Origin of the sequence: Amycolatopsis kentuckyensis (genome assembly GCF_041679295.1) — a bacterium.
In the GTDB taxonomy this organism is placed as follows: Bacteria; Actinomycetota; Actinomycetes; order Mycobacteriales; family Pseudonocardiaceae; genus Amycolatopsis; species Amycolatopsis kentuckyensis_A.
Map to the genome: position 1 here is coordinate 446,886 of NZ_JBGDMD010000006.1, position 14,483 is coordinate 461,368.

General features: G+C 70.7%; 15 protein-coding genes. 11 read left to right on the forward strand and 4 right to left on the reverse strand.

Features of this window, described 5'->3' with window-relative positions; translation table 11 throughout:
* Together ACERZO_RS27290 and ACERZO_RS27295 are read left to right on the forward strand one after the other, a co-directional pair.
* Positions 1-753: a hypothetical protein gene (locus ACERZO_RS27290; RefSeq protein WP_372667608.1), complete on the forward strand. Its 753-nt coding sequence runs from the start codon at positions 1-3 to the stop codon at positions 751-753.
* On the forward strand, positions 750-1,331 hold the full coding sequence (locus tag ACERZO_RS27295) for a class F sortase (RefSeq protein WP_372667609.1): 582 nt from the start codon (positions 750-752) through the stop codon (positions 1,329-1,331). Before ACERZO_RS27290 ends, ACERZO_RS27295 begins: the two co-directional genes overlap by 4 nt.
* Here ACERZO_RS27295 and ACERZO_RS27300 read toward each other — a convergent pair.
* On the reverse strand, positions 1,317-2,357 hold the full coding sequence (locus tag ACERZO_RS27300; RefSeq protein WP_372667610.1) for a patatin-like phospholipase family protein: 1,041 nt from the start codon (positions 2,355-2,357) through the stop codon (positions 1,317-1,319). The two genes, ACERZO_RS27295 and ACERZO_RS27300, sit on opposite strands and share 15 nt — an antisense overlap.
* 10 nt (positions 2,358-2,367) lie before the next feature.
* On the reverse strand, positions 2,368-3,114 hold the full coding sequence (locus ACERZO_RS27305; protein ID WP_372667611.1) for a FadR/GntR family transcriptional regulator: 747 nt from the start codon (positions 3,112-3,114) through the stop codon (positions 2,368-2,370).
* A 66-nt stretch (positions 3,115-3,180) separates the two neighbouring features.
* On the opposite strand from ACERZO_RS27305, the gene ACERZO_RS27310 reads away from it, so the two are divergent.
* Genes ACERZO_RS27310 through ACERZO_RS27345 form a run of 8 tightly spaced genes read left to right on the forward strand, consistent with a single transcriptional unit; the run spans position 3,181 to position 11,468 of the window.
* Positions 3,181-4,671: an ABC transporter substrate-binding protein gene (locus ACERZO_RS27310; RefSeq protein ID WP_372667612.1), complete on the forward strand. Its 1,491-nt coding sequence runs from the start codon at positions 3,181-3,183 to the stop codon at positions 4,669-4,671.
* Positions 4,668-5,612, forward strand: a complete 945-nt coding sequence (locus ACERZO_RS27315) for an ABC transporter permease (RefSeq protein ID WP_372667613.1) — start codon at positions 4,668-4,670, stop codon at positions 5,610-5,612. The genes ACERZO_RS27310 and ACERZO_RS27315 overlap by 4 nt, the downstream gene beginning before the upstream one ends.
* Positions 5,612-6,418, forward strand: coding sequence for an ABC transporter permease (locus tag ACERZO_RS27320; protein ID WP_372667614.1), 807 nt, complete (start codon positions 5,612-5,614; stop codon positions 6,416-6,418). Before ACERZO_RS27315 ends, ACERZO_RS27320 begins: the two co-directional genes overlap by 1 nt.
* On the forward strand, positions 6,415-7,146 hold the full coding sequence (locus tag ACERZO_RS27325; RefSeq protein ID WP_372667615.1) for an ATP-binding cassette domain-containing protein: 732 nt from the start codon (positions 6,415-6,417) through the stop codon (positions 7,144-7,146). The genes ACERZO_RS27320 and ACERZO_RS27325 overlap by 4 nt, the downstream gene beginning before the upstream one ends.
* Positions 7,143-7,916, forward strand: a complete 774-nt coding sequence (locus ACERZO_RS27330) for an ABC transporter ATP-binding protein (protein WP_372667616.1) — start codon at positions 7,143-7,145, stop codon at positions 7,914-7,916. Before ACERZO_RS27325 ends, ACERZO_RS27330 begins: the two co-directional genes overlap by 4 nt.
* Positions 7,909-9,321 carry an aldehyde dehydrogenase family protein gene (locus ACERZO_RS27335; protein WP_372667617.1) on the forward strand — a complete coding sequence of 471 codons (1,413 nt, stop codon included), beginning with the start codon at positions 7,909-7,911 and terminating at the stop codon, positions 9,319-9,321. Before ACERZO_RS27330 ends, ACERZO_RS27335 begins: the two co-directional genes overlap by 8 nt.
* On the forward strand, positions 9,318-10,073 hold the full coding sequence (locus ACERZO_RS27340) for an SDR family NAD(P)-dependent oxidoreductase (RefSeq protein WP_372667618.1): 756 nt from the start codon (positions 9,318-9,320) through the stop codon (positions 10,071-10,073). Before ACERZO_RS27335 ends, ACERZO_RS27340 begins: the two co-directional genes overlap by 4 nt.
* Before the next feature lie 9 nt (positions 10,074-10,082).
* A complete protein-coding gene (locus tag ACERZO_RS27345) occupies positions 10,083-11,468 on the forward strand; it encodes an amidase (RefSeq protein ID WP_372667619.1) in 1,386 nt (461 codons plus the stop codon).
* Positions 11,469-11,490: 22 nt separating this feature from the next.
* Here ACERZO_RS27345 and ACERZO_RS27350 read toward each other — a convergent pair whose 3' ends face one another.
* Both ACERZO_RS27350 and ACERZO_RS27355 read right to left on the reverse strand, forming a co-directional pair.
* Positions 11,491-12,342, reverse strand: a complete 852-nt coding sequence (locus ACERZO_RS27350; RefSeq protein WP_372667620.1) for an HpcH/HpaI aldolase/citrate lyase family protein — start codon at positions 12,340-12,342, stop codon at positions 11,491-11,493.
* Positions 12,339-13,409 carry an HpcH/HpaI aldolase/citrate lyase family protein gene (locus ACERZO_RS27355; RefSeq protein WP_372667621.1) on the reverse strand — a complete coding sequence of 357 codons (1,071 nt, stop codon included), beginning with the start codon at positions 13,407-13,409 and terminating at the stop codon, positions 12,339-12,341. The genes ACERZO_RS27350 and ACERZO_RS27355 overlap by 4 nt, the downstream gene beginning before the upstream one ends.
* A 422-nt stretch (positions 13,410-13,831) precedes the next feature.
* Between ACERZO_RS27355 and ACERZO_RS27360 the strand changes: the two genes are divergently transcribed.
* Positions 13,832-14,482 (forward strand): hypothetical protein, encoded by a 651-nt coding sequence (locus ACERZO_RS27360; RefSeq protein ID WP_372667622.1) that lies wholly within the window; start codon positions 13,832-13,834, stop codon positions 14,480-14,482.
* Position 14,483 lies beyond the last annotated feature (1 nt).

Here is a 14,483-nt window from a genome sequence, read left to right on the forward strand (position 1 = left end):
GTGGGTAGAACGCTGAACCGGGTCGCGGGGGTCGTTTCGGCCGCGGCGCTGGCCACCTTCGCCGCCGCTCCGGCCGCGCTGGCGGAGGACGAAACCCCCACGTCGAGCACGGAAACGACCACCTCCACCTCGGAAACCCCGACCACCACGGCACCGGCCACGACCGAGACCACGACGACGGTCCCGTCGTCCACCTCGGCCATCACCACGGCGAGCCCGACCCCGCCCGAGGTCAAGACCACGGACAAGCGGGTCGCGCCCAAGGCCGAGCCCGACGTCAAGGACGACACCCAGGAAGCGGCCCCGGCCGACGAGACCCAGCCGGACAACACCGGCCACGGCTTCGTCGGGCTCAGCGGCGAAGGCATCCTGGTCATCGCTTGTGCGGCCGGCAAGCCGGGTGAGGTGGCGACCCAGTACCTGAGCGTCACCGGCGGCCCGGACCAGGACGAGGCGAACGGTCTCTGGAACTACACCGTGCGGGTAGTGGATGCGCCCGCCGGCACCACGACCGCCAAGTTCAGCTGGACCTGCGGCGGCGTCGAGGGCTCCGGCACCGTCGACTTCGAGCAGGAGCAGCCGCCGGTCACCAGCACCAGCATCCCGTCGAGCACCGCGCCGGTGACCACCGCGACCTCGAGCACGACTCCGACCACCACCGCCACTCCGGCCGGCAATGCCGCACCGAAAGCCCAGGTCAAGGTCGCTCCCAAGGGCGGCGTCGAGACCGGCTTCGGCGGCACCGCCTGGTGACCGTCCGGCGGGCGGGGGCGGCCCTCGCCCTCGTCCTGACGCTGGCTGCCTGCAGCACCCCGGAGCAGCCAAAAGCCGCGCCCGCACCCATCCCCGCGTCGGTGCCGGTCACCGTGCCGTTCAAGGGACTGCGGCCCACCTCGGTCAAGATCCCCAAGATCGGCGCGGAGTCCAGCCTGCTCGCCGTCGCGGTCAAGACCGACGGCTCGATCTCCGTCCCGTCGGTGCACACCCCGATGCAAGCAGCCTGGTACAAGCTCTCGCCGGTGCCCGGTGACGTCGGCCCGGCGATCGTGCTCGGGCACGTCGACGGCGACAAGAAGCCCGGCATCTTCTACAAGCTCAAGGACCTCGCGCCCGGCGACGAGGTGGACATCGACCGCAGCGACGGCCGGCAGCTCAAGTTCGTCGTCGACCGCGTCACGCAGGTTCCGAAGGACACGTTCCCGCGTGACGCCGTGTACGGCAACAGCGACAAGCCCGAGCTGCGCCTGATCACCTGCGGTGGCGCGTTCGACCACGCCGAACACAGCTACAAGGACAACATCGTCGTCTACGCGAACCTAGCCGACACCTGAGCCGGGGTACGGGAACTCCGGCCGCAACGACGTCCCCGGGCACACCCAGCGGCGCATGCCCGCGTCGCAGACCGCGTACCCCCAGTTGATCAGGTTGTCCTGCACCTTTTCGGACATCCGGCTCAGCCGCGTCTTCGTCTCGGCCAGCGCGCGGGTCTGCTCGACCGGGGCCGGCAGGGCGTCCGGCAGTTCGAAGTGCGTGATGTCGCTGTAGGTCGCCCAGTACGTTCCGGCGAACTGCTTGTCCTCATAGGACTTCAGCAACGAGCCGGTGCGCAGCTCGCGGACCTGGTTGTCCATCACGGTCAGCACGCGGAACAGCTGCATCGGCCAGTTGTGGTGCGGCTTTTCCTCGTGCTTCATCTTCTTGCCCGCGTCGCTGACCAGGACGGTCGCGCGCTGGTTCTCGATCGGGTCGAGGCCGAGGTTGTCGTACACGCCGGCGTCGCTGAGCACGATCTTGCGCTCCGGCCGGTGCGGATCCGGGATCACGACCGGGGAAAGCAGCGGCGGGAAGGCGGAGGACGCGGCCACCGCCGTCGCCAGCGGGACCTGCCCGTGCGGGCCGGGCTGGCGGAAGAACCACCACAGTGAGCCGTCCTGCAGGCTGGTCGCGGTGAACACGAAGTTCGGCCCGGCCGGATCGAGGTCGGCGAGGCGGCAGTCGCCGAAGAGGTGCTTCCGGTACCGCAGCGCCAGTTCCTCGCCCGCACTGCGCCACGGGATGCACATCGCCTTCAGCGTCACCGGGACGTCGAGGTTCGTGCGCGCGAGTTTCCGCAGCGGCTGCACGACTTCCTTGCCGAAGTTCTCCGCGACACCGTCGTCGCCGAAGTACAGCTTGTGCCACGCGTGCGCCAGCACCCCGGCCGCGATCGACCCGCCGGAGACGCTGGAGACGGTGGTCAGCTTCGGCAGCCAGCCGAGTTCGTTGAGCCGCCACAGCGCTCCCGCGTGGAAGAGCATCGCCCGATAGCCACCGCCGGACAGCGCGAGCCCGACCCCGTCCCGTTTCGCCGCGTCCACCTCGCCGAGTCTAGGACCGCAGCAACGGGTCGAGCAGCGGGCGCTGTTCGATGGGGACGTATTCGGCGTAGTTGTCGTACAACGCCTGTTTGGCCAGGTGCGCCGCGCCGGCGCCGTCGGCCGAGCGGATCGCGGCGAGCACTTCGGCGTGGTGCGAAAGCCACGCGCGCATCAGCGACGTCCGGTTGCTGGCGTGCTCCAGCTTGTCCTCGATGAGTTCCAGCACGACCCCGCGCACGACTTCTTCGCTGACGACGAGCAGGGGATTGCGCGAGATGCGCGCGATGACTTCGTGGAACGCGACATCGGCGCGGCTGAACTCGGCGTAGCCGTGCGAGATGCCTTCGCGCATCGCCTCCAACGCCGCGTCGAGGCCGGTCAGGTCGTCTTCGGTGCGCAGCTCCGCGGCGAGCAGGTGGGCCGAGCCGTCGAGGATCATCCGGAACTGCAGCAGCTCCGCGAGCCCGACGTGGTCGGCGCGCGCCAGGCGGTGCATCGACCGGTGCAGCGCGGCGGGGGACGCGGCCAGCACCTCCGGCCCGCGCGGGTCGCCGGGCCGCGACCGGATCATCTCGGCGGCCTGCAACACCCTCAGCGCTTCGCGGATCGTCGACCGGCCGACGCCGAACTGCGTCATCAGCTCGCGTTCGCTGGGCAGGCGTTCGCCCGGCTTGAGCGCGCCGCTGATCACGGCCTGCTCGATCTGCTCGACGACCCGCTCGTACGCGCGGACCGGAGCCACCGGTTCGAACCGCATCCCTTGACCTCGACGTCCGTCGCGTGCAGGCTACTGGTCAGACCAGTGTACCGACCTGGAGGCCAGATGAAAGCCCGGCTTCACGTGCTGGCAGCGGCGCTGCTGCTCGTGCTGTCCGGCTGCTCGGCGGGCTCGTCGGCCAGTGTTTCCGCTGGTCCGGACACGCTTTCCGTCGGCTTCACCGCGGAGCCGGCGAACTTCGACTTCACCAGGACCGACGGCGCCGCGATCCCGCAGGCACTGCTCTACAACGTCTACGAAGGGCTGGTGAAGCTCGACTCGCAGGGTCGCGTGGTGCCGCTGCTCGCGAAGTCGTGGACGATCAGCCCGGACCGGCGCACTTACGACTTCCAGCTCGAGCCGAACGTGAAGTTCAGCAACGGCGCGCCGTTCACCGCCGAGGACGTCAAGTTCTCGCTGCTGCGCGTGAAGACCGCCTGGACGATCTCGATCAAGTCCACGATGGACGTCGTCGACCACGTCGACGTCGTCGCGCCGGACCACGCCCGGGTCGTGCTCTCGAAGCCGTCCAACGGCTGGCTGTTCAGCCTCACCAGCCGGCTCGGCGCGATGTTCAGCCCCACCGGCGTCGCCGACCTGGCGAACAAGCCGGTCGGCACCGGGCCGTACGTCGTGGCGGCGCGCAAACGCGGCGACTCCGTGGTGCTGAAGGCGAACCCGGCGTACTGGGGCCGGGTGCCGGCGTACAAGACGGTCGTCCTCAAGTACATCAAGGACCCGACCGCGTTGAACAACGCGCTCTACAGCAACGGCATCGACGTCATCTCGGCGATCACCGCGCCCGACTCGATCCCGCAGTTCCAGGCCGACGACCGGTTCCAGGTCGTCCAGGGCACGTCGAACAGCGAGGTCACGCTCGCCATGAACAACCAGCGCGCGCCGCTGAACGACGTCCGCGTGCGCCAGGCCCTGACGTACGCGATCGACCGGAAGGCGTTGCTGGACACGGCTTGGGCCGGCCGCGGCACGTTGATCGGCAGCATGGTCCCGCCAACCGATCCCTGGTACGAAGACCTGTCGAACGTCTACCCGTTCGACCCCGCGAAAGCGAAGGCGCTCCTGACGGAAGCGGGCGCGACGAACCTGAGCCTGCGGATGCGGATCCCGAACCTGCCGTACGCGGTGTCGGCCGCGCAGGTCGTGCAGTCGCAGCTCGCCGACGTCGGGGTGCGGACGACGATCGAGCCACTCGACTTCCCGGCCGTGTGGCTGAAGCAGGTGTTCACCGACCACGACTACGACCTGTCGATCATCCAGCACGTCGAGGCCCGGGACATCACGACGTTCGGGAAACCGAAGTACTACTGGGGTTACGACAGCAAGCGCGTCCAGCAGTTGCTCGCCGAGGCCGACAGCGGGACACCGGAGCAGCAGGTCGCGGACATGAAGCAGGTGGCGCGGCAGCTCAACACCGACGCGGCCGCGGACTGGCTGTTCCTGTTCCCCAACGTGATCGTCGCGAAGGCGAAGGTCGGCGGGTTCGTGCGGAACCAGGTCAGCGAGTCGTTCGACCTCACCGGATTGGCACCGCGATGACGGCCAGAGTGCTGCGCCGGGTGGCGATCTTCGTGGTCAGCGTCCTGGTCGCGTCGATCGTGGTGTTCCTCTTCATGGCCGTGCTGCCGGGCGATCCGGCGCAGGTCGCGCTCGGCGTAAACGCGACGCCGGAGCTGCTCGCCAAGACCCGCGCGGAGTTCGGCATCGACCGCCCGCTGGTCACGCAGTACTTCGACTGGATCGGCGGCGTGCTGCACGGCGACTTCGGCCGCTCGTACGTGACGCGCGATTCGATCGGCCCGCAGCTGCTCGACCGTCTCGGCGTCACGCTCTGGCTGGTCGGCGCGGGAATGCTGGTGGCGCTGGTGATCGCGGTGCCGGCCGGGACGTTCGCCGCGGTGAAGCACCGGAAGGCGTCCGGCGCGAGCGTTTCCGGGCTGTCGCAGATCGGCGTCGCGATCCCCGCGTTCCTCGCCGGGATCATCCTGGTGCAGATCTTCGCCGTGCAGCTGCGCTGGCTGCCGTCGGGCGGGTGGACGCCGCCGAACCAGGACTTCGGCGAGTTCTTCCGCGGGCTGGTCCTTCCCGCGCTGTCGCTGGGTTTGGTGCAGGGCGCGGTGCTCACGCGTTATGTCCGCTCGGCGGTGCTGGACACGCTGGGACAGGACTACCTGCGCACCGCCCGCTCGAAGGGTCTTCGTCCCGGACAGGCGTTGGTGCGTCACGGGCTCCGCAACGCGTCGGTCCCCGTGGTGACGGTCCTGGGCCTGCAGCTGGCGACCCTGCTGATCGGCGCGGTCGTCGTCGAGCGCGTGTTCGTGCTGCCGGGCCTCGGTTCGATGCTGCTCGACGCCGTCGCCGCCCGTGACCTGCTGACCGTGCAGGGAATCGTGCTGGTGCTGGTGGTCGGCGTGCTGCTGGTCAACTTCGTCGTCGACGTCCTCTACACCGTGCTCGACCCGCGATTGCGAGGTTCGTGATGCGCAATCTCGTGCTGGGCGCGGTCCTCGTCGGCCTGGTCGTGCTGGCCGCGCTGCTGTCCTTCTTCTGGACGCCGTTCGACCCGATCAAGGTCGACGCCACGCACCGGCTGCTCGACGCCGGCGCGGCGCACTGGTTCGGCACCGACAAGTTCGGCCGCGACCTGCTGAGCCAGATCATGGTGGGCGCGCGAACGACGTTGTACGTCGGTGTCGTCGCGGTCGGCATCGCCGCGGTGATCGGCACGCCGCTCGGCATCCTCGCCGGGATGTCGCCGCGGTGGCTGGGCGAGTTCGTCATGCGGGTCAACGACCTCGTGCTCGCGTTCCCCGCGTTGCTGCTGGCCATCATGTTCGGCGCGGTGTTCGGGGCGGACACGCTGACCGCGATGGTGGCGATCGGCATCGCGACGATCCCGTCGTTCGCGCGGATCGCCCGGTCCGGGACGCTGCAGGTGATGAGCACGGAGTTCGTGCTCGCCGCGCGCGCCGGCGGCCGGTCCCGCCTGACGATCGCGGTGCGGCACGTGCTGCCGAACATCTCCGGCCTGCTGATCGTGCAGGCGTCGGTGTCGTTCGCGATCGCCGTGCTGGCCGAAGCGGCGCTGTCGTTCCTCGGCTTCGGCACGCGGCCGCCGACGCCGTCGTGGGGCCGGATGCTGCAGGAGTCGCAGGAACTGCTGACCGTCCACCCGCGGCTGGCGCTGGTGCCGGGCATCGCGATCGCCGTGGCGGTGCTGGGCTTCAACCTCCTCGGCGACGGCCTGCGCGACCGCCTGGACCCCCGATTGGCGGCGAAGGTATGACGCTTTCGGTTTCCGGGTTGCGGGTTCGTGAGCTGGTCAAGGACGTCTCGTTCGAGATCGGCGCGGGTGAGCGCGTCGGCCTGATCGGCGAGTCCGGGTCCGGGAAGTCGTTGACGGCGTTGTCGATCATGGGCTTGCTGCCGGAGGAACTCCGCGCGTCCGGCTCGGTGCGCCTCGGCGGCCGCGAGCTGCTGGGAATGTCCGAAAAGGACTTGTCCCGGCTGCGCGGCGACGAGCTGGCCATGGTGTTCCAGGAGCCGATGACGGCGTTGAACCCGGCCATGCGCGTCGGCCGCCAGGTCACCGAGCCCGGCCGCATCCACGGTCGTCGGCACCGCGCCGAAGACCTGCTTGCCGCGGTCGGCTTGGAGGGGACGGCCCGCGCGTACCCGCACCAGCTCTCCGGCGGGCAGCGGCAGCGGGTGGTGCTCGCGATGGCGCTGGCCAACGAGCCGTCGCTGCTGATCTGCGACGAGCCGACGACCGCGCTCGACGTCACCGTGCAGGCCCAGATCCTGTCGCTCATCAAGACGTCGTTGCCCGCCGAGAGCGCGTTGCTGTTCATCACGCACGACCTCGCGGTAGTCGCGTCGGTGTGCGAACGCGTGCTCGTAATGCTGGACGGCGAGATCGTCGAAGCCGGCTCGACGCGCGAAGTCCTGACGGCGCCTTCGCACGCCTACACGCGGAAGCTGCTGGCCGCCTCGGACCTGGAGGCCCGCCGATGACCATCATCGAAGTCCGCGACCTCGAACGCCGGTACGCCCGGCGGGACGTCCACGCGCTGCGAGGCGTCAGCTTCGACGTCGAGGCCGGGCAGCGGTTCGGCATCGTCGGCGAGTCCGGTTCGGGCAAGTCGACGCTGGTCCGGTTGCTGGCCGCGCTCGACAAGCCAACCGCCGGCACGGTCTCGTTCCAAGGCAGGCGCATCGACAACCTGCCCGAACGCAAGCTCGGCTTCCTGCGCTCGGAGCTGCAGATCGTCTTCCAGGACCCGATGGGCTCGCTGGACCCGCGCATGCGCGTGCGGGACATCGTTTCCGAGCCGCTCGGCCACCGCGAACCCGATCGCGTCGCCGAGCTGCTCGCCGCGGTCGGCCTGCCCGCCGACGCCGCGCAGCGGTACCCGCACCAGTTCTCCGGCGGCCAGCGGCAGCGCATCTCGATCGCCCGCGCGCTGGCGCCGAACCCGAGCGTGCTGATCGCCGACGAGCCGGTCAGCGCCCTCGACGTCTCGGTGCGCGGCCAGATCCTCGACCTCCTCGCGTCGCTGGTCGACCAGTTCGCGCTGACGCTCGTCTTCGTGTCGCACGACCTCGGCGTCGTCCGGCACGTCTGCGACCGGGTCGCGGTGATGCGCCGCGGCGAGATCGTCGAGCTGGGCGACGTGGCGCAGGTCTACGACGCGCCGCAGCACGAATACACGCGAGAACTCCTCGAAGCCGCGCCGAACCTGCGCGCGGAGCTGGCCCGGTTGAGCGGAGGTGACGATGCCTGACTACCCGGGAGGACTCCCGATCGGCACCGGCTGGGTGTCCACTGTGGACGTCGAAGAAATCGTTTTCCCCTACGACGGTAGCGTCGTCGGCACCGCGCCCGTCGGCACGCCTGAGCTGGCAACGCGCGCTGTCGACGAGGCTGTCGCCGTCGCGCGCGAAGTGGCTTCGCTGCCTTCGCGTACTCGCCGTGCGCTCTTGAACGACGTCGCCGCTGCTCTCGCCGCGCGCCGGTCCGAATTCGAAGACCTGCTCGTGCTGGAGACGGGGAAGCCGCTGGTCGACTGCCGCGTCGAGGTCGCCCGCACGGTCGTCACCTGGGAAGCCGCGGCCGAGGAGGTGTCCCGGCTGCACGGCGAAACCGTGCCGCTGGACCTCCTGCCGTCGGGCGACGGACTGGTCGGGTTCTGGAAGCGCAAGCCGATCGGGGTGGTCGTCGGCATCGCGGGCTTCAACTACCCGCTGCTGCTGGCGTCGCACAAGATCGCGCCCGCCATCGCCGCCGGCTGCCCGGTGATCGTCAAGCCGGCGCCGCAGACACCGTTGGCCACGCTCTGGCTGGTGCACCTGATCCGGCAGCTCGCCCCGCTGCCGGCGATGGTCCAGCTGGTCACCGGCGACGCGGCCGTGGGCGCGGCGTTGACGACCGACCGCCGGATCGGCGCGGTCTCGTTCACCGGCTCCGCCGCGGTCGGCCACCGCATCGCGCGTGACGCGGCTCCCACGAAAACGTTGCTGGAGCTGGGTTCGAACGCGGCCCTCGTCGTCGCCCCCGACGCCGATCTGGACGCCGCGGCCGACGCCGTCCTGCGCGGCGGCTTCTACGCGTCCGGCCAGGCGTGCATCTCGGTGCAGCGGGTCCTGGTCGTCGCCTCAGTCGCCTCGGACTTCACCGAACGGCTGCTGGCGCGGCTCGACGAGGTCGTCGTCGGCGACCCGCGGGACGAGAAGACGCGGGTGTCGGCGCTGATCGACCCCGCTTCCACCGACCGCGTCGCCGCGTGGATCGAGAAGTCCGGCGCTCGCCAGGTCGGCGGTGGCGTCGACGGCACCGTGCTGCGCCCGACCGTCCTCCTCGACGTCCCGGACGGCGTCGAGGCCTGGGACGAGGAGATCTTCGGCCCGGTCGTCTGCGTGCGCACGGTGTCCGATGTGGACGAAGCGTTCGCCGCGGTGAACGCGTCCCGCTACGGCCTCCACGCCAGTGTCTACAGCAAGTCGTTGAACACGGCGTTCCGCGCGCTCGACGAGCTGGAGGTCGGCGGGGTCGTCGTCAACGAGGTGCCCGGGTTCCGCTCGGACACCATGCCCTACGGCGGCGTGAAGGACTCCGGCATCGGCCGCGAAGGGCCGCGGTTCGCCGTCGAAGAGCTGACCGTGACGAGGATGGCGGTGCTGCGCCCGTGAACTACTCGACGCTGTTCCGCCTGGACGGCCGCCGGGCCGTGGTCCTCGGCGCCGGCGGCATCGGCCGCGAAGCCGCGCGAGCCCTGGCCGCGCACGGCGCGGACGTGGTCTGCGCCGACCGCGACCTCGAAGCCGCGCGCGAGGCCGGCGTCGGCGCGGCGTACGAGATCGACCTCCTCGCGCCGGGCGCGATCGACCGCGCGGCGACGGACCTCGGCCCGCAGGACATCGTCGTGCTGACCGCCGCGACCAACGTCCGCAAACGCTTGCTGGACTACACGCGGGAGGAGTTCGACCGCGTGATCGCGCTGAACCTCGGCGTGACGTTCGAGGTCGTCCGCGTCTTCGGCGCCGACATGGTCGCGCGCGGGCGGGGGAGCATCATCGGCTTCTCGTCGATCCGCGGGACGACCGTCGAGCCCGGTCAAGGCCCGTACGCGGCGACGAAAGCCGGGCTCGTCCAGCTGTTCCGCACGGCCGCGGCGGAGTTCGGCCCGGCCGACGTGCGGGTCAACGCGATCGCCCCCGGCGTCGTCGAGACCCCGCTGACCGCGCAGATCAAGGCGAACCCGGAGTGGTACGACGCGTACGCGACGAAGGGCGCGTTGGGCCGCTGGGCGCGTCCGGACGAGCTGGCCGGCGCCGTCGTGTACCTCGCTTCGGACGCTTCGTCGTTCGTGACCGGCTCAGTGCTGGCGGTGGACGGTGGCTGGACCGCCGTCGACGGCCGCTTCGAACCGCCTGCTTCCTGAGGAGCGTTCATGACCGAGCTGCCCGACCTGACCGCCGTCGAACTCGTCGCGCAGTACCGCGCGAAGACCCTCTCGCCGGTCGAGGTGACCGAAGCGGTTCTCGCGCGCATCGAGGCGCGAGAGCCGGAGCTGCACGCGTTGTACGGGTACGACCCTTCAAGCGCGCGTGAGGACGCGAAGGCCGCTGAAGCGCGTTGGCACGCCGGCGAACCGCTGGGCCCGATCGACGGCGTCCCGCTGACGCTCAAGGAGAACATCGCGACCCGCGGCACGCCGGTCCCGCTGGGCACGGCGGCGACCGCTTTGGTGCCGGCCGCCGAGGACGCTCCGGCGGCCGCGCGGGTCCGCGAGTCCGGCGGTGTCCTGCTGGCCAAGACGACGATGCCGGACTACGGGATGCTGACGTCCGGGCTGTCGAGCTTCCACGAGACGGCGCGGAACCCGTGGCTGACCTCGGCGTCACCGGGCGGTTCGAGCGCGGGCGCGGGCGCGGCGGCCGCGGCTGGGTACGGCCCACTGCACGTCGGCACGGACATCGGCGGTTCGATCCGGCTGCCCGCGGGCTGGTGCGGCCTGGCCGGGTTGAAGCCGAGCTTCGGCCGCGTGCCGGTCGACCCGCCGTTCCTCGGCCGCGTGGCGGGCCCGATGACCCGCACGGTCGCGGACACGGCGTTGCTGATGAGCGTGCTGTCGGCGCCCGACGCGCGTGACCACCTGAGCCTGCCACCGGCCGACCTTCCCTGGTCTTCCCTGGACTCTTCCCTGGCCGGCCTGCGCGTCGGCCTGCACCTGGACCCGGGGGTCGGCCTCCCGGTGGACCCGGCCACGCTCGACGCGGTGACGGCGGCCGCGCGCGTTTTCGAGGCCGCGGGCGCGATCGTCGAGCCGGTCGAACCGTTCTTGACCCGCGAAATGCTCAACGGCCTGGACGTCTTCTGGCGCACGCGCGCGTGGTCGGACATGACGGCGCTGCCGGCGGACCGCCGCGCGAAGGTCCTGCCGTACATCGCGGACTGGGCCGCGGGCGGCGCGGAGGTGTCCGGAGTGGACGCGTACCGCGGCTTCGCCCAGATCGACGCGATCAGCGTCGCCACCCTGCGCGCGACTGCCGCTTTGGACGTCGTGTTGTCGCCGACGTGCCCGGTAGCGGCCCCACCGGCGGAGTGGGCGTCGCCGACGAACGACCCGTCGCGGCCGTTCGAGCACATCGCGTTCACGGTCCCGTACAACATGTCCGGCCAGCCGGCGGTGTCCGTGAACTGCGGCTACACCGACGACGGCCGCCCGATCGGCCTCCAGATCAGCGGCCGCCGCTTCGACGACATCGGCGTCCTCCGCACAGCAGCGGCGTACGAGCAGCTCCGCGGCCCGCAACGACCCTGGCCGATCGGATAGGGAAGAAGTTCCGGCCCCGCGGTCAGCTCTTGACGGCCTCCGCCAGCGCCAGCACCCGCCGCGCGTTGTCGACGTGCAGGTTCTCGATCATCCGCCCGTCCACAGTCACCACTCCACGCCCCGCGGCGCGCGCCTCCTCGAAGGCGTCGATGATCCGCCGCGACCGGTCGATCTCCTCCTCGGACGGCGCGAAGATCCGGTTGCACGGCTCGACCTGCGCGGGGTGGATGAGCGTCTTCCCGTCGAACCCGTACTGCCGCCCCTGCTCGCACTCGGCCTCGAAACCCTCGAGGTCCTTCACGTCGTTGTAGACGCCGTCGAGGATGACGCGACCGGTCGCGCGCGCGGCCAGCAAGCACAGCGACAGCCCGCCGAGCAGCGGGCCGCGGCCCGGGACGAACTCCGCGTGCAGCTCCTTGGCCAAGTCGTTCGTGCCCATCACCAGCACGGTCAGCCGCTCCGACGCCGCCGCGATCTCCTCCGCGTGCAGCATCGCGACCGGCGTCTCGACCATCGCCCAGATCTTCGTGTGGTCCGGCGCCCCGCCGAGCTCCAGCGCGCGCTCGATGTTGTGCACCTCGGCCGCCGAGTTCACCTTCGGCACGACCACCGCGGCCGGGCCCGCCGACGCGGCCGCGCGCAGGTCGGCGTCGTGCCACTCGGTGTCCAGGCCGTTGACCCGGATGGTCACTTCGCGGGAACCGTAATTACCCACAGCCGCGCAGACGCGTTCGCGCGCGGCTTCCTTGGCGTCGGGGGAGACGGCGTCCTCGAGGTCGAGGATCAGCGCGTCCGCCGGGATCGTCTTGGCCTTCTCCAGCGCTCTTTCGTTCGCGCCGGGCATGTAGAGGACGGAGCGTCGGGGCGTGGTCATCCGAGGGCCTCCTTGGTGGCGGCGTCGTAGGCGGCCGCGAGTTCGGGGTCGTCCGCCGCGAGGGCGTCGGCCAGTTCGGCGACCACGCGGCATTGCTTCACCGACGCGTCGTCCTGCATCTTCCCGTCGATCATCACCGCGCCCATGCCGTCGCCCATCTCGGCGATCACCCGGCGCGCCCAGGCCACATCGGACGGCGAAGGCGAGAACACCTTCTTCGCGATGTCGATCTGCACCGGGTGCAGGCTCCACGCGCCGACGCAGCCGAGCAGGAACGCGTTGCGGAACTGGTCCTCGCACGCGACGACGTCGCGGATGTCCCCGAACGGCCCGTAGTACGGCAGGATCCCGTGCATCGCGCACGCGTCCACCATCCGCGCGACCGTGTAGTGCCAGAGGTCCTGCTGGTAGGTCGTCCGGCCTTCGTTCAGGTCGTCGCCGGTGGGGTCGGTGCGCACCAGGTAGCCGGGGTGCCCGCCGCCGACGCGGGTCGTCTTCATCCGGCGGCTCGCGGCCAGGTCGGCCGGGCCGAGCGAGATGCCCTGCATGCGCGGGCTCGCGCCGGCGATCTCCTCCACGTTGGCCACCCCGCTGGCCGTCTCGAGGATCGCGTGCACCAGCAACGGCTTCGTCAGGCCGGCGCGCGCCTCGAGCTGGGCCAGCAGCCGGTCGACGTAGTGGATGTCCTGCGCGCCCTCGACCTTCGGCACCATGATCACGTCGAGCTTGTCACCGATCTCGGTGACCAGCGTGACCAGGTCGTCGAGCACCCACGGCGAGTCGAGGCTGTTGACGCGCGTCCACAGCTGCGTCTTCCCGAAGTCGTTCGCCTTGGCGATCGCGACGAGCCCGGCGCGCGCGGCCTCCTTGCGGTCGGCACGCACGGCGTCCTCGAGGTTGCCGAGCAGGACGTCGACCTTCTTGGCGATGTCCGGCACCTTGGCCGCCATCTTCTCGTTGCCCGGGTCGAAGAAGTGGATCATCCGGGACGGCGTCACCGGGATCTCCCGCACGGGAGCGGGCGCGCCCAGGGCGAGCGGGGCGAAGAAGTCCTTCGGGGAGCGCATCGGTCCTCCACGGCGACGACTAAGTGACTGATCGGTAACTTTAGTCGCGGGGCCTCGTTACCGCTGCGGCGCAAGTCACCGCCATGTGGGTGACGGCGGACAACCGCAGCTCAGCGGCCCGCGTCCACTGTGGATTTTCCCGGTATTGCGCCGAACGGGCTAGTCGGAGCGGGTTTGGTGATTCCTGCCCCGGGTAGTCGGGTGGAACCGTTCCGTAGTGCCACTCACCCCGCGATCACTCGGTTGGCCGCACCGTTCGACCGAAGTCGGATGACCGCCTACCGACCGGTCATCGACCGCTGGGCGCCGCCGATCGCAGCCACTCGCACTACCCGGCGACGCCGCGCCGCCGCGCTGTTAGACAGGTTGGGTGCCGGTTTCCCCCGGTCACGAAGCGGTGCAGGTTAGAAGGAGGCGGACTCGTGGCGGCTACACCTCAGAACACCGAGCGCTCGACGGTCGCCGGTGGCGCGAAGCGCAGCCGGTCGATGCCGAGCCGCGTGGTGCCGCCGATCGAGCTCCCCGCGAGCGTCGACGAGCTCGCCCGCGCCGCCGCCGTCCAGCTGGGCTGGAACGGCGTCGTCCTCCCCGAGATCACGATCCTGGGCCGCAAGGTCTGCGTGGTCGCCAAGCTCCGCACCGACGTGCACGCCGAGCGCATCGCGATGGGTGCCGGCCCGGTGGCCGACCGCGCCACCGTCGACACCTGGACCTGGCCGGAGCTGGCCGGAACCGCCCCCGCCCCGGCCGCCGAGATCGTCGGCGTCCTGGCCGTCGCGCGCCACTGGCGCACCGCGATGGCCTCCGCGGTTCCGTTCGCCCGCTACGGCGAGGCCGCGATGGTGCTCCCGTCGCCGGCCATCCTCACCGAGGACTACGTCGGCAACTGCCTCCCGCGGGCCCGCGCATACGGCCTCGCCGTCGTGACCGCCGACCCGAACGCGGTCGTCGACCTCGACCTCGAAGGCCGCACCGAGCGCGTCGTGCTCGCCGAGGACCCGGTTTCCCGCCTGGTCAACGAGCTGGTCTACGACCACCTGCTCCGGACCGCGGAGGCGCCGGCTTCGCACTAGT

Bases quoted from the DNA above. Each gene is read 5' to 3' on its own strand.
- ACERZO_RS27320 (WP_372667614.1), top strand. From the start codon at position 5,612: ATGCGCAATCTCGTGCTGGGCGCGGTCCTCGTCGGCCTGGTCGTGCTG.
- ACERZO_RS27335 (WP_372667617.1), top strand. From the start codon at position 7,909: ATGCCTGACTACCCGGGAGGACTCCCGATCGGCACCGGCTGGGTGTCC.
- ACERZO_RS27325 (WP_372667615.1), top strand. From the start codon at position 6,415: ATGACGCTTTCGGTTTCCGGGTTGCGGGTTCGTGAGCTGGTCAAGGAC.
- ACERZO_RS27345 (WP_372667619.1), top strand. From the start codon at position 10,083: ATGACCGAGCTGCCCGACCTGACCGCCGTCGAACTCGTCGCGCAGTAC.
- ACERZO_RS27310 (WP_372667612.1), top strand. From the start codon at position 3,181: ATGAAAGCCCGGCTTCACGTGCTGGCAGCGGCGCTGCTGCTCGTGCTG.
- ACERZO_RS27305 (WP_372667611.1), bottom strand. From the start codon at position 3,114: ATGCGGTTCGAACCGGTGGCTCCGGTCCGCGCGTACGAGCGGGTCGTC.
- ACERZO_RS27355 (WP_372667621.1), bottom strand. From the start codon at position 13,409: ATGCGCTCCCCGAAGGACTTCTTCGCCCCGCTCGCCCTGGGCGCGCCC.
- ACERZO_RS27350 (WP_372667620.1), bottom strand. From the start codon at position 12,342: ATGACCACGCCCCGACGCTCCGTCCTCTACATGCCCGGCGCGAACGAA.
- ACERZO_RS27330 (WP_372667616.1), top strand. From the start codon at position 7,143: ATGACCATCATCGAAGTCCGCGACCTCGAACGCCGGTACGCCCGGCGG.
- ACERZO_RS27315 (WP_372667613.1), top strand. From the start codon at position 4,668: ATGACGGCCAGAGTGCTGCGCCGGGTGGCGATCTTCGTGGTCAGCGTC.